The 13298-nt window shown below is 71.2% G+C and carries 12 protein-coding genes; 4 read left to right on the top strand and 8 right to left on the bottom strand.

Translation table 11 applies throughout. The features are described 5' to 3' along the window. From DEJ13_RS01255 to pcp, 3 genes are all read right to left on the bottom strand, one after another. Nucleotides 1-888 (bottom strand): SDR family oxidoreductase, encoded by an 888-nt coding sequence (locus DEJ13_RS01255; RefSeq protein ID WP_111107106.1) that lies wholly within the window; start codon nucleotides 886-888, stop codon nucleotides 1-3. 128 nt (nucleotides 889-1016) lie between these two features. Beyond that, nucleotides 1017-1742, bottom strand: coding sequence for a S1 family peptidase (locus tag DEJ13_RS01250; protein WP_056126469.1), 726 nt, complete (start codon nucleotides 1740-1742; stop codon nucleotides 1017-1019). A 132-nt stretch (nucleotides 1743-1874) separates the two neighbouring features. Beyond that, the gene (pcp, locus tag DEJ13_RS01245; protein WP_111107107.1) at nucleotides 1875-2525 is read right to left on the bottom strand and encodes a pyroglutamyl-peptidase I; all 651 of its coding nucleotides are present in this window, start codon (nucleotides 2523-2525) and stop codon (nucleotides 1875-1877) included. A 135-nt stretch (nucleotides 2526-2660) separates the two neighbouring features. Between pcp and DEJ13_RS01240 the strand changes: the two genes are divergently transcribed. Continuing rightward, nucleotides 2661-3119 (top strand): DUF4383 domain-containing protein, encoded by a 459-nt coding sequence (locus tag DEJ13_RS01240; RefSeq protein ID WP_111107108.1) that lies wholly within the window; start codon nucleotides 2661-2663, stop codon nucleotides 3117-3119. A gap of 125 nt (nucleotides 3120-3244) precedes the next feature. On the opposite strand, the gene DEJ13_RS01235 is transcribed toward DEJ13_RS01240, so the two are convergent. The 5 genes from DEJ13_RS01235 to DEJ13_RS01215 all read right to left on the bottom strand — a co-directional run bounded on the left by DEJ13_RS01235 (nucleotide 3245) and on the right by DEJ13_RS01215 (nucleotide 9615). After that, nucleotides 3245-4168, bottom strand: a complete 924-nt coding sequence (locus DEJ13_RS01235) for an ROK family protein (protein ID WP_220037593.1) — start codon at nucleotides 4166-4168, stop codon at nucleotides 3245-3247. Further along, nucleotides 4165-5874 carry a dipeptide ABC transporter ATP-binding protein gene (locus tag DEJ13_RS01230; protein WP_111107109.1) on the bottom strand — a complete coding sequence of 570 codons (1710 nt, stop codon included), beginning with the start codon at nucleotides 5872-5874 and terminating at the stop codon, nucleotides 4165-4167. Before DEJ13_RS01230 ends, DEJ13_RS01235 begins: the two co-directional genes overlap by 4 nt. After that, nucleotides 5871-6767: an ABC transporter permease gene (locus DEJ13_RS01225; protein ID WP_056126477.1), complete on the bottom strand. Its 897-nt coding sequence runs from the start codon at nucleotides 6765-6767 to the stop codon at nucleotides 5871-5873. The genes DEJ13_RS01230 and DEJ13_RS01225 overlap by 4 nt, the downstream gene beginning before the upstream one ends. Then, nucleotides 6764-7723: an ABC transporter permease gene (locus DEJ13_RS01220; protein ID WP_111107110.1), complete on the bottom strand. Its 960-nt coding sequence runs from the start codon at nucleotides 7721-7723 to the stop codon at nucleotides 6764-6766. Before DEJ13_RS01220 ends, DEJ13_RS01225 begins: the two co-directional genes overlap by 4 nt. Before the next feature lie 95 nt (nucleotides 7724-7818). Continuing rightward, the gene (locus DEJ13_RS01215; protein ID WP_181437047.1) at nucleotides 7819-9615 is read right to left on the bottom strand and encodes a peptide ABC transporter substrate-binding protein; all 1797 of its coding nucleotides are present in this window, start codon (nucleotides 9613-9615) and stop codon (nucleotides 7819-7821) included. A 186-nt stretch (nucleotides 9616-9801) separates the two neighbouring features. Here DEJ13_RS01215 and DEJ13_RS01210 point away from each other — a divergent pair, with 186 nt between their 5' ends. The 3 genes from DEJ13_RS01210 to DEJ13_RS01200 are packed head-to-tail and all read left to right on the top strand — an operon-like array spanning nucleotide 9802 to nucleotide 13260. After that, nucleotides 9802-10986: an ROK family protein gene (locus DEJ13_RS01210; protein WP_082518313.1), complete on the top strand. Its 1185-nt coding sequence runs from the start codon at nucleotides 9802-9804 to the stop codon at nucleotides 10984-10986. Then, complete coding sequence (locus DEJ13_RS01205; RefSeq protein WP_258374113.1) at nucleotides 10979-12526, top strand: M81 family metallopeptidase; 1548 nt, start codon at nucleotides 10979-10981, stop codon at nucleotides 12524-12526. Before DEJ13_RS01210 ends, DEJ13_RS01205 begins: the two co-directional genes overlap by 8 nt. Then, the gene (locus DEJ13_RS01200) at nucleotides 12523-13260 is read left to right on the top strand and encodes a copper homeostasis protein CutC (RefSeq protein ID WP_111107111.1); all 738 of its coding nucleotides are present in this window, start codon (nucleotides 12523-12525) and stop codon (nucleotides 13258-13260) included. Before DEJ13_RS01205 ends, DEJ13_RS01200 begins: the two co-directional genes overlap by 4 nt. Nucleotides 13261-13298 lie beyond the last annotated feature (38 nt).

Genomic DNA, 13298 nt, shown 5'->3' with positions numbered 1-13298 from the left:
TCAGAACGCGGGTGTGCCTCCGGCGATCGTGATGGTCGAACCCGACTGGTAGCTCGACTCCGGGCTCACCAGGTGCACGTAGGCAGCACCGAGTTCGGCGGGCTGGCCGGGGCGGCCGAACGGCGACTGCTCACCGAAGTGCGACACGGTCTCGGCGTCGTCGGAGCCCGGCTGCAGCGGCGTCCAGACCGGTCCCGGGGCAACCGAGTTCACGCGGATGCCCTTCGGGGCGAGCTGCTGGGCGACGGCCTCGGTGAAGAGCTTGATCGCGCCCTTGGACACGGCGTAGTCGATCTTGTCGGGCGACGGTGTCGACGCCTGGATCGAGCCGGTCGTCACGATCGTCGACCCCGGCTCCAGGTGCGGCACCGCGGCCTTCGTCAACCAGAACAGCGAGTAGATGTTCGTCTTGAACGTCGAGTCGAACATCTGCGTGTCGAGCGTCAGGATGTCCTCGTTGCTCTCCATGCGCCCGGCCACCATCACCAGGGTGTCCAGTCCGCCGAGCTCGTCGACGGCCTGCTGGACGAGGTCCTTGCAGTACTGCTCGTCCGAGATGTCGCCGGGGACCAGGACCGCCCGGCGTCCCTCGGACTCGAGCAGGTCGCGGACCTCCTCGGCGTCTTCCTGCTCGTCCGGCAGGTAGGACAGGACGAGGTCGGCGCCCTCGCGCGACATCGCGATCGCGGCGGCACGGCCGATGCCGGAGTCCGCGCCGGTGACGATCCCGCGGAAGCCCGTCAGGCGCTCCTTGCCGACGTAGCTCTGCTCGCCGTGGTCGGGCTTCGGGTCCATCTTCCAGGCGGCACCCGGCAGGGACTGCTCCTGCTTCGGGTAGGGCGGTGCGGGGTAGAGGGAGTTCGGGTCGCGCTTGTCGTACTGGCTCATGGCTCCACGTTCCTCGGCACCGTACGGACGTGCGCTCAGGTCGGGCCGGAGCCCGCCATGAGCGCGACCACAGCACGGAAAGGAGGTCCGGTGCCAGGTGGCACCGGACCTCCTGTCCCGTCAGCGGGTCAGACGCCGGCAGTCGACCGGATCCAGGACGCGGACTGCGTCAGCAGCGCGTAGTTCGAGCCGGCCCGGGTGTTCGCGCCCGGGTCGGCGCTGTCGCCCGTCGAGCACACGCCGACGACCTTGCCGTTCACGATCAGCGGGCCGCCCGAGTCGCCGTGGTTCGACGCGCCGCTCACACCGGTGACGTGCTGCGCGCGGCCGCTGTAGGCGTCGGTGCTGGCGCCGGTGAGCGAGACGCTCGCCTGGTACAGCCCGTCGGACTGCGTCGCGTTCGCCCGCAGGCCGTAGCCCTGGATCGTGCCGGTGCCGCTCGACTTCGCGGTCGCTGCGAGGTCGAGCGGCGCGTAGGACGACAGCGCGGACGCGGTGCGCAGGTGCACGAGCGCGATGTCGCCCGTCGGTGCGGCGGACACCCGGTCAACGACGGATGCGGCGCCGCGGTTCGACGTCGAGTTGGAGTGGTAGACGTTCATCGCACCGATGCCGTCGATGCAGTGCCGGGCGGTCAGCACCCACGAGGCGGTGATCTGCTCGCCGGTGCAGTTGCTGACGTAGCCCGACGGGATGGACCCGCCGGACGCCTCGAGCTGGACCGCCCACGTGTTCGTGGCACGCTCGCCGCCGACGACCTGGGGGCTGGCTGTCAGGGCCGATGCCGGTGCGGCGGCGAACAGCCCGCCGGCGATGAGGGTCGCGGCGAACGCCGCTGCGATGGACTTCTTCATGACGACTCCTCTGTCGGGGTCGGACCCACTCCACTGACCGGGACTGACCCGTTGCGCTGTGCAACTGAAGAGCATCTTCATCCCCCGTTCAGGGGTCGCACCAGTCCGCACTTCGACGGACGCATCGGGGTGCTAGTGCTCGGTGCCGCCCGTGACGACGGCGTCGGGGGCGGGGTCGAGCGACTCGCGGACGGCGAGGGTGAGCGCGGTCACCAGGTCGTCGAGCGGCAGGGTCGGGACGTCGCCGGTCGCCGACTCGGGCGTCGCCGGGACGTGGACGAAACCGGCACGGAAGCCCTCGTTGGCGGCGATCGACATGAGCTCGTAGAAGGCGTGGTTGCAGGTGAAGGTGCCCGCGGTGTTCGACACAGCCGCCGGCACACCGGCCCGGGTCGCGGCACGCACGATGCGCTTGATCGGCAGGGTCGTCAGGAAGCCGTCGGGGCCGCGCGGATCGATCGGTTCGTCGATGGGCTGAGCTCCGGCGTTGTCCGGGATGCGCGCATCGTCGATGTTGACGGCCACCCGTTCGGGGGACACGGTCGTCCGGCCCTCGGCGACACCGGTGGCGATCACGAGCGTCGGCCGGTGCTCCGTGACCGCGGCGACGATCGCGGCGCGGACCTCGGCGAAGACGACCGGCAGCTGCTCGACGACGACCCGTCCGGGCCCGTCCCACGCGGATGCGACGGCCTGGACGGCATCCCACGAGGGGTTGCGCGCTGCACCACCGAAGGGCTCGAACGCGGTCAGGAGGACGACGGGATCTGCGCTGGTGGCCACTCGTCGATCGTACGAGTCGGGACCTGTTCCTGGTCAAGGCTGCAAACCGGCACGGCGAGCGCTCCGAATCCCCTGTGCATACGATCTGCCACGGGTTGCCGAACACGACGACTCACCACCACGAAAGGTCTCGTCATGACAGCGCACACAGCAGCCGGCCGCACCGGCTACGGCTCCACCTGGACCCAGAAGGGCGCCCTCGTCTTCGGCGTCGTGTTCCTCATCGTCGGCATCGCCGGCTTCGTCCCCGGACTCACGATGGACATGGGCACGATGTCGGCCGCGGGCAACGGCTCGATGGCGCACCTGCTCGGCCTGTTCCAGGTCTCGGTCCTGCACAACATCGTCCACCTGCTGTTCGGCATCGTCGGGCTGCTCGCCGCACGCACCGCCACGGGTGCCCGGCTGTACCTGCTCGTCGGCGGCATCGTCTACGCGGTGCTCTTCGTCTACGGCCTGTTCACCGCGAACATGGCGAGCGCCGCGAACTTCGTCCCGCTGAACAGCGCTGACAACGTGCTGCACGCGGTCCTCGCGGTCGCCATGATCGTGCTCGGACTGGTCCTGCCCCGCGTCGGAACCCGCCGAGCCTGACCCAGTCGACCCCGTCACGATCAGGTCGACGGGGTCAGCACCACGGAACGGACACAGCACCGTGCAAGCGCACGATGCTGTGTCCGTTCTGTGGTTCCGTGGGGAGCGCCAAGCGCCGCGCGCCGCTACGCGAGCTCGGCGTCGAGCACCCGGGCGCGCACCTGTGCCGCGGCCCCGAGCGCGACCGCGTCCGACCCGAGCAGGGCCGGCTCGACCCGGATGGCCGCCCCGGAGACGGGCGGTTCGGCGGCGATCGCCGCCTCGATCGCCGGAGCGAGCAGGTCCCACGAGCGCGCGACACCGCCCCCGATGACGACCGTCGTCACGTCCAGGATCCCCGCGGTGAGCAGGATGCCGCGGGCGATCCCCCACCCGGCGGTCCGGAACACCGACGCGGCCTCGGGGTCACCCGCGCGTGCGGCGTCGGCGATCGCGTGCACGGGCAAGCGGCGGCCGGTCACGGCCTCGTACCGGTCGGCCATGCCACGCGCGGCGGCGATGGTCTCGAGGTGCCCGTGCTGCCCGCAGGTGCACAGCCCGTCGCCGAACCCCGGCACGTGGCCGATCTCGCCGGCGGCACCGCGCGGTCCGGCGAACAGCGTGCCGTCGAGCACGAGGGCTCCGCCGACACCGGTGCCGAGCGTCATGCCGAGCACGTTGCGCTCCCCCACGACCGCTCCGGCGGCGATCTCGCCGAGCAGGAACGCGTTCACGTCGTTGTCGAGCGTCGCCGGGACACCGAGTGCCTGCGTCACCGCCTCGGTCACCCCGTACCCGGCCCAGCCGGTGAACGAGTTCCCGGTCACCAGGACCGTGCCCGTGGCCGCGTCGACCACGCCGGCCGCGCCGATCCCGACGCCCGCCAGGGAGGCCCGGTGCGACTCGAGCAGACCGCTGACGGCGCCGAGGGCGCTCGCCACGATCGCCGCCCCACCCGCGTGGGCGGGTGTCGGCAGGTCGATGCGGTCCACCACCTGCAGCGCGGCGGTCGCGAGCACGACCTTGGTGTTCGTCCCGCCGACGTCGATGCCGGCCAGCAGCCGGGTCACGAGGACACCGCCGCGAGCGTCGCGAGACGCTCGGTCCGCCGCCGGCGTTGCAGCACGGGATCGGGCACGGGGACGGCGGCGAGCAGCCGACGCGTGTAGTCGGTCGTCGGGTGCAGCAGGGTCGTGTCCGTCGTGCCCTGCTCCTCGATGACCCCGCGCCGCATCACGACGACCCGCTCGGCGAAGTGCTGCACGACGGCCAGGTCGTGCGAGACGAACAGGCACGCGAACCCGAAGTCGGCCTGCAGCTCGGTGAGGACCTCGAGCACCGCCTCCTGCACGCTGACGTCGAGCGCCGAGGTCGGTTCGTCGGCGACGAGCAACCGCGGCTCGAGCACGAGCGCCCGGGCAAGGCTGACGCGCTGACGCTGCCCACCGGACAGCTCGCGCGGTGCCCGGTTCGCCAGCGCCCGGGGAAGCCGGACGGCGTCGAGGACCTCGTCGACGCGCGTGCGCCGCTCGGATGCCGACATGCCGCGACGGTGCACTGCGAGGGGTTCGGCGATGCACTCGCCGACCGACATGCGGGCGTCCAGCGAGGCCACGGGGTCCTGCAGCACGACGCCGATGCCCGCGCGCAGTGCCCGCCGGTCGCGTCGGGGCGTCCGGCGCAGGTCCTGCCCGAACAGGCTCACGGTGCCGGAGGTCGGCGGGATGAGCCCGAGGGCGACCCGCGCCGCCGTGGACTTGCCCGAACCGGACTCGCCGACCAGGCCGACGGTCTCGCCCGCGTGGACCACGACGTCGATGCCCTGCAGGGCGTGGACCGCCCGCGCACCGCGCCCGAACGTCACCGAGACGTCCCGCAGGTCGACGACCGGAGCCGCATCGGGCCTCCCGTCCGGACCGGCCGGGACGCCTGGCGCGCCCGGTCCCGATGCCGGTGCCGCTGCCCGCTCGCGGATCGCGACCGTCTCGGGGGTGTCGAGCCGCGGCACGGCGGCGAGCAGCCGCTTCGTGTACTCGTGCTGCGGGCGGAGCAGCACGTCCTCGACGCTGCCGGTCTCGACGATCTCGCCCTGCAGCATCACGGCGACCCGGTCGGCGAAGTCCGCGACCACGCCCATGTTGTGCGTGACGAGCAACACGCCGGTGCCGCTGTCCACGGCGAGCGCGCGCAGCAGCTCGAGGACCTCGGCCTGCACCGTGACGTCGAGCGCCGTGGTGGGTTCGTCCGCGATCAGGAGCTTCGGCGCGTTCGCGATCGCCATCGCGATGACGACGCGCTGCCGCTGCCCGCCGGAGAGCTGGAACGGGAAGGCCTTCGCGCGCTGCTCGGGCTCCGGGATCCCGACCTTGCGGAGCAGTTCGACGGCTTCGGCGGACGCCTGGGACACCGACGCCTGCCGGTGGTTCCGGATGACCTCGGCGATCTGCGCACCGACCCGGGTCAGGGGGTCGAGGGCCGTCGCCGGCTCCTGGAACACCATCGACACCGTGCTGCCGCGCAGTCCGCGCAGTGCGGGTTCCCCGGCACCGATCACCTGATGGCCGTCGACCACGGCGCTGCCGGTGGCCGTCGCGTTGCCGGAGAGCAGCCCCATCGCGGCGAGCGCCACGGTGGACTTGCCCGAGCCGGACTCGCCGACGAGCGCCAGGGTCTCCCCGGGAGCGACCGCCAGCGAGACCCCGCGGACGGCGTCGACCGGGCCGGACTCGGTGGTGAACGTGACCCCGAGGTCGGTCATCTGCAGGATGTCGGTCATCCTCGTCCCCTCACGTCGAAGGCGTCCCGCAGCCCGTCGCCCACGGCGTTGAACGCGCAGACGACCAGGATCACGGCGAGACCCGGTGGCACGATCAGCCACCACCGTCCCGAGTACGCGGCGGTGAGTCCCGCCGAGAGCATCCCGCCCCAGTCCGTCGCCGGCGGCTGCACCCCGAGGCCGAGGTAGGACACGTAGGCGACCAGCAGGATCGCGTCGGCGACCTGGAACGTCGCGGCGACCACGATCGTCGACACGGAGTTGGGCAGCAGGTGCTTGCCGATGGCACGGGCGTGCGAGCCGCCGATCGCACGGAGCGTCAGGACGTAGTCGCGGTTCTTCAGCGTCAGGGTCTCGGCGCGGATCAGGCGCGAGGGCACGAGCCACGACACCAGGCCGAGGATCACGATGAGCCCCGCGACACCGGGCGTGGTGATCGCCGAGATGACGAGCAGGATGAACAGCGCGGGGATCGCGATGCCGGCGTCGACGATGCGCATCATGACCGCGTCGACCCAGCCGCCGACGTACCCGGCGATCGAGCCCCACAGGGTGCCGACGACCGTCGCGAGGACCCCGGCTGCGATGCCGACCAGCAGCGAGACCTTGCCCCCGTACATCAGCCGGCCGACCACGTCGTGGCCGACGGCGTCGGTGCCGAGCCAGTGTCCGGCACTCGGGCCGAGGTTCGCCTGGGACAGCTGCGTGTGGGTCTGGTCGGTCGGGTACAGGAACGGGCCGACGAAGCAGAACAGGACGATGACCACGATCACGACGAGGCCGATGACCGCCAGCGTGTTGTGCGAGAACCGGCGGGCGGCGAGGCGGAACCCGGTCGCGGCGACCGAGACGGGGGCGCCGGGGGCTTCCGGTGCGATCTGCACGGTGGTCATGCGCGGTCCGCCTTCACTCGGGGATCGATCAGGGACTGCGCGACGTCGGCCAGCAGCGTGCCGATCACCGTCGCGATCGAGATGACGAGGACGCAGCCGAGCAGCGTCGGGTAGTCCGAGGACTGGGCCGCGTTCCAGAACAGCAGCCCCATCCCCGGGTAGTTGAACAGCTGCTCGGTGACGAGCGCGCCGCCGAACAGCACCGGCAGGTAGTAGCCGAGCATCGCGACGACCGGCGTCAGCGAGTTCCGGAACACGTGCCGGCGCAGGATCGTCGCCGTCGACGCCCCGCCGGCGCGGGCCGTGCGCACGTAGTCCTCCTGCAGGTTCTCGAGCGTCGAGGCCCGCATGTACCGGCTGAACACCGCGATCATCGCGAGCGCACCGGTCAGCACCGGGAGCACGAGTCCGGCGGGGTCCTGGAAGACCTCGGCGAGCGTGGAGCCGGTCGGCGCCTGCGACGGCAGCCAGGGCAGCTGCTGGGTGAACACCACGATCAGGATCAGGCCGAGGAAGAAGGCCGGCGTCGAGTAGAAGACGAACGCCAGTGCCGTGACCGTGTAGTCCACCGCGCCGTTGCGACGGGCTGCCTGCCACATGCCGACCGGGATCGCGATGACGAGCCCGACCACCGCGGACAGGCCGGTGAGCACGAGGGTCTTCGGCAGGCGTTCGCGGATCAGCTGCGACACCGGTTCGTTGAGCGTGTACGAGGTGCCGAGGTCGCCGCTCAACAGCCGCCCGAGGAACCGGAAGTACTGGATCGGCAGCGCCTGGTCGAGTCCCTGCTGCTGGTTGAACGCGGCGATCTGCGCGGGGGTCGCGGAGACACCGAGCACGCCGCGGGCAGGGCCGCCCGGCAGGGCGTGCAGCAGGCAGAACACGACGATCGTGACGATGAGGACCACCGCGAGTGCCTGGAGCACCCGCCTGGTCAGGTAGAGGACTGTGGTCATGCGGCTTCCGTTGGTCGATTCCGACGGTGGGACCCGGGAGGCGCGGTGCGGGTCGGACCCGCACCGCGCCTCCCGGCCGTGGTCGCGTGAGCGACCTACTTGCTCCACTTCCACTGGGCCGGGTGGAAGTTGGCGAGCGAGTCCTGGTCGAACCCGGTCAGACCCTGCTTGACCACCGAGATCTGGTAGTCCGGGCTGGGCAGCCAGATCACCGGCAGGTCCTTGGCGACGGCGGCGCTGTAGTCCTGCACCGCTGCGGCGTCCGTCGAGGTCGTCGTCGCGTTGATCAGCGAGTCGACCTCCTTGTTGGAGTACGAGCCGAAGTTGGCCGAACCGCCGGTCTGGAAGAGCGACTCACCGGTCGGGTAGGCCGGGAAGTACCAGCTGCCCGCCGTGCCGAAGAACGACAGGTCCCAGTCGCAGCTCGCCTGGTCCGAGGTGCAGGTCGGGGTCTGCGACAGCACGCTCGACACCGGCGCGGTCTTGATCGTGAAGCCGATGCCGGTCTTCTGCAGCGACGACTGGATCGCGCTCATCATGTTGTCGGTGACGGTCGAGCCGGACTGCGACAGGACGGACATCGTGAACTTCGTGCCGGCTGCCACGCCCTCGCCGCACTGGCTGTCGCCGGATCCGGCGTCGGTGCAGACCATCGTGCCGCCCTTCGCGGTCCAGCCGTGGCTGGTGAGCAGGGCCTTGGCCTTCGACGTGCTGAACGGGTACGGGTTGTCCTTCTGCGTGCTGGACACGTAGTCGGACTCCTGCGCCTGCGGGATCGGACCGTAGGTCGAGGTGGCGGTGCCGTTGAACACGACCTTGGAGAGCGAGGCCTGGTCGATCGACATCTGCACGGCCTGGCGGGCGTACAGCTGCTTGAAGACGGCGCCCATGGTCGGGTTGTTGAAGTTGTACGGCATGTACGTGATCGCCCAGCCGGTCCACGGCTTGACGTCGTAGCCCTTCGACGTGAAGGAGTCCTTCTGGTCGAGGTCGGTGGCGTTGATGTAGCCGTAGTCGACCGCACCCGAGCGGACCGCGTTGGTCTCGGCATCGGTGGTCGTGTACGGCAGCAGGTTCACCGTCGTGATCGACGGCTTCTCGCCGCCGTCGTACTGCTTGTTGGCGGTGAGCTGCACCTTGCCGGCGGTCGTGAACGAGGTCACGCCGTAGGGGCCGGAGATCGTCTTCCACAGGTCGTCACTGGCGTAGTCCGAGATCTTGCCTGCGGCGGTGTTGAGGTACTTCCACACGGACTTGGCGCCGGCGGTGGTCTCGTCCGCGTCGGTCACCTTCGCGCCGGCACTGGTCTTGTCCCAGGCGTGCTGCGGCAGCGGGATGATGTGGCTCAGCTGGTTGGCGAGCATCCAGTCGGCGTTGTAGGCCTTGTCGAACGTGATCGTGAAGTGCGTGTCGTCGACGGCCTTGAACGAGGTCCAGTTGTCCGGTGCCTTGCCCTCGGAGTACGAGCCCCACTGGTCCTTGTTCGCCTTGATCAGGTTGAACCAGAACTCCACGTCGCGACTGGTGATGGGCTTGCCGTCCGACCAGTGCCGGTCCCCGAGCGTCATCGTGACGCTGGTGCCGTCGCTGGCGAAGTCGGCGGCCGTGGCGACCGATCCCGCCTTGTTCCACGCGATCTTGCCCGTCGAGCCGTCGTACGCCACCAGGGGCTCGTACAGCGACTGCGCGATCGAGCCGTTGTTCGTGTTGAGGTGCGCCGCGGTGCCGATCGGCAGGATCCAGTTCGGCGTGAAGTTGGCCGGCAGCGCGTAGTTGATCTCGTCGGACTTCGCGTTCGAGGTGGCGGAACCGCCCCCGGAACAGCCGGCGAGCAGGGCGCTCACCGCGAGCGCGGCTCCGGTGAGCAGTGCCCAGCGACGGGGCTTCATCATGTGGACTCCTTGAACAGGGACGTCGGGATGCGCACAGTCAATGGCCAAAGTCGTTGGAAAAACAAACGTTCCCGTGTAAATAGTCTGTTTCTGCCGAACGGGCGAAACGGAACGTGTCTGCCCGGACCGTAGAGTTCCTGCCAGACGGCCGTTCCGGTCGTGCTTCGTGCCTGATTGGAGAAAGTCGTGGCCGACCTCAGTTCGCGGGTGTTGGAACTCGTCGCATCGGGTCAGGCGTCCAGCCGCACCGAGATCGCGCAGCTGCTCGGCGCCGCGCCCTCGACCGTCTCGCACGTCGTCGGGCAGCTGCTCGAACACGGCATCCTCGCCGAGGAGGGCACCGACGTCTCGACCGGTGGTCGCCCCCGCAAGGTGCTGCGGATCGGCGGGGCGGACGAGTACGCGGTGGCCGCCGACGTCGGTGGCGGACACGCGCGGATCGGCATCGTCCTGCCGGGAGGCTCGCTCGAGTCGGTCGCGAACGTCCCGTTCGCGCTCTCCGACGGCCCCACCGCCGGGCTGACACGGCTGGCGGAGTTGCTGGAACAGCTGGTCGAGTCGCGTGGACGCGACGGCCTGCGCGGTGTCGGGCTGAGCCTGCCCGGGCCGGTCGACGTCGAGGCCGGGGTCGTCGACCTGCCCAGCCGCATGCCCGGGTGGAACGGCTTCCCGGTGGCGTCGTGGCTCGAGGAGCGGTTCGGGGTCCCCGCGGCCGTCGACAACGACGCGAACTGCATGGCCGCCGGCGAACAGACCGTGCAGGACCCGCGCCGACGCCAGGCCATCACGATCAAGGCCGGGTCGGCGATCGGCGCCGGCATCGTCATCGACGGCCGGCTGTACCGCGGCTCGACCGGGGCGGCGGGCGACATCACGCACGTGCGCATCGACGCGGCGGGCGACACCCCCTGCTCCTGCGGCAACACCGGGTGCCTGGAGACCGTGGCGTCCGGGGCGGCGCTCGTCCGGATCCTGTCCGCCGCCGGCGCCCCCGTCACCTCGACCGCCGACGTCGTCCGGCTCGCCTCGGACGCCGACCCCGAGGCCACGCGGGCGGTCCGACTGGCCGGGCGGTACCTGGGCGAGGTCCTCGCCGCCAACGTGAACTTCTTCAACCCGGATGCCGTGTACCTCGGCGGCATCCTCTCCACCCTCGACCCGTTCGTCGCGGCCGTGCGGAGCCAGCTCTACGAGAGCTGCCACCCGCTCATGACCGAGCACCTCGCCATCGAGCGCGTGTCGCTCGGCGCGGACGCGGGTCTCGTCGGCGCGGGACAGTTCGCCCTGCAGCGCGGTCTGACGGCCTCGCTGCAGGAACTGTCCGCCCCGATCCCCCAGTCGACCACCAGGAACAGGAGCGTCCGTGTCTGACACGACCACCATCGCATCGTCCGCGTCGCCGGACCGCCGCCCGGTCATCGCCATCGCCGGGCTGGCCATCGAGACCTCGACCTTCACCCCGACCAGGACCCTCGCGCCGGCCTTCCACCCGGACCGCGGGGACGAGGTCGTGGCGCGGTACCCGTTCCTGGCGTCGCTGGACGCGGACTTCCACGGCGCACTGATCGGGCACGCGCTGCCCGGCGGGATCGTCGCGCGGGACTCCTACGAGGCACTCGCGGACGAGATCGTCGCGCGGCTGTCCTCCATCGTGGCGACGACGTCCGTGGACGGCCTCTGGTACGACATCCACGGGGCAATGGTCGTCGAGGGGCTGGACGACGCCGAGTCCGACCTGCTCGGACGCATCCGCGACGTGATCGGCCCCGACGTGATCGTGTCGGCGTCGATGGACCTGCACGGCAACGTCACCGCCGAGCTCGCGCACCAGGTCGACCTGGTCACCTGCTACCGGATGGCCCCGCACGAGGACGCGATGGACACCAAGGAGCGCGCCGTCCGCAACCTGGTCGAGGTCCTCTCGACACGCCCGGTCGGCTCGCAGCGTCCGGTCAAGGCCTGGGTGCCGATCCCGGTGCTGCTGCCCGGCGAACAGACGTCGACACGGCTCGAGCCCGCCGCTTCGCTGTACGCCCAGGTACCGGAGGTCGAGGCGACCGCCGGTGTGCTCGACGCCGCGATCTGGGTCGGGTACGCGTGGGCCGACCAGCCGCGCGACCGTGCCGTCACGGTCGTGACCGGATGGGACCAGGACGCCGTGGCCGCCGGCGCCGAACGGCTGGCACGCGCGTTCTGGGACGTGCGCGAGGACTTCGTGTTCGTGGCGCCGACGGGCTCGTTCGACGAGTGCCTCGCCGCGGCGCTGGCACCCGGTGCCGCCCGGCCGTACTTCATCTCCGACTCGGGCGACAACCCGACCGCCGGCGGTTCGGGCGACATGACCTGGGGGCTGACGCAGGTGTTGGCGCACCCCGCGTTCGCCGATCCGAGCGGCCCGGTCGTCATCTACGCGAGTGTGCCGGGACCGGCTGCGGTTGCCACGGCCGTCGAGGCGGGCGTCGGTGCGACCGTCACCGTGACCGCCGGCGCCGCGGTGGACGACATCCACGCTGGACCGATCACGATGACCGGTCGCGTGCACGCGATCAAGCACGGCGACCGCGACGCCGAGACCGAGGTCGTGCTGCAGGTCGGCAGCGTGTTCGCGATCCTGACGGCGCTGCGCAAGCCGTACCACCACGAGCACGACTTCACCGACCTGGACCTGAACCCGCGCGAGGCCGACGTCGTCGTCGTGAAGATCGGGTACCTCGAGCCCGAGCTGTTCGACATGGCCGCCGACTGGATGCTCGCGCTGACGCCGGGCGGGGTCGACCAGGACCTGGAGCGCCTCGGCCACCACCGGATCGTCCGGCCGATGTACCCCTACGATCGAGTGTTCCCCACGGCACCGGACCTCGGTGCCCGGATCATCCCCCCGTCGAACGAACCGCTCGGAGACATCGCGTGACCACTGCCCCAGTTGCCCTCGAGATCGCGGTCACGTCGCCGGCCGGTGCGGTCGTCGCCCGGGACGCCGGGGCCGACCGGGTGGAGCTGTGCGTCGGTCTCGAGCTCGGTGGGTTGACCCCGTCGCAGGCCCTCGTCGAGGCCACCCACGAGACGGGCATCGCCGCGCACGCGCTCGTCCGGTGCCGTCCCGGCGGGTTCGTGCACGACGGCGACGAGATCGACCTGATGGTCCGTGAGGTCACCGCGGTGCTCCGCTCGGGTGCCGCCGGCGTCGTGGTCGGTGCGCTGCGCCCGGACCACACGCTCGACGTCGACGCCCTCCGGCGCTTCGTGGACGCGGCCCGCTCCGTCCGTTCCTCGGCCGAGGTCACCCTGCACCGCGCGGTCGACCACGCCGCCGACCCCGTCGCCGCCGTCGCCCTGCTCGCCGACCTCGGGTTCACCCGCGTGCTGACGTCGGGCGGCGCCCCCACGGCCGCGGCCGGCGCGTCGACGATCGCCCGCATGGTGCCCGCCGCCGGGCCCGTGCAGGTGATGGCCGGCGCCGGGGTGACCCCGCACGACGTCCCCGCGCTGGTCGCCACCGGAGTCGCTGCCGTGCACCTGTCGGCGAAGCGGTCGTCGGGCGGCGCGCACGACGGCGTGCCGATGGGTGCGGGCGACGACGGCTCGGCGCACTTCGTCACCGACGCGGCGGTCGTCGCCGCGGCTCGGGCCGCGCTCGACGCCTGACCCGCGCCGCTGCGCCGTGGCCGCGAGACGCCGCCCGC

Origin of the sequence: Curtobacterium sp. MCLR17_007, from assembly GCF_003234655.2 — a bacterium.
GTDB lineage: Bacteria > Actinomycetota > Actinomycetes > Actinomycetales > Microbacteriaceae > Curtobacterium.
The sequence above is the reverse complement of the archived record's forward strand: the minus strand, read 5'-3'. Positions and strand labels throughout refer to the sequence as shown.

Bases quoted from the DNA above. Each gene is read 5' to 3' on its own strand.
- DEJ13_RS01215 (WP_181437047.1), bottom strand. From the start codon at position 9,615: ATGATGAAGCCCCGTCGCTGGGCACTGCTCACCGGAGCCGCGCTCGCG.
- DEJ13_RS01220 (WP_111107110.1), bottom strand. From the start codon at position 7,723: ATGACCACAGTCCTCTACCTGACCAGGCGGGTGCTCCAGGCACTCGCG.
- DEJ13_RS01225 (WP_056126477.1), bottom strand. From the start codon at position 6,767: ATGACCACCGTGCAGATCGCACCGGAAGCCCCCGGCGCCCCCGTCTCG.
- DEJ13_RS01240 (WP_111107108.1), top strand. From the start codon at position 2,661: ATGACAGCGCACACAGCAGCCGGCCGCACCGGCTACGGCTCCACCTGG.
- DEJ13_RS01250 (WP_056126469.1), bottom strand. From the start codon at position 1,742: ATGAAGAAGTCCATCGCAGCGGCGTTCGCCGCGACCCTCATCGCCGGC.
- DEJ13_RS01230 (WP_111107109.1), bottom strand. From the start codon at position 5,874: ATGACCGACATCCTGCAGATGACCGACCTCGGGGTCACGTTCACCACC.
- DEJ13_RS01255 (WP_111107106.1), bottom strand. From the start codon at position 888: ATGAGCCAGTACGACAAGCGCGACCCGAACTCCCTCTACCCCGCACCG.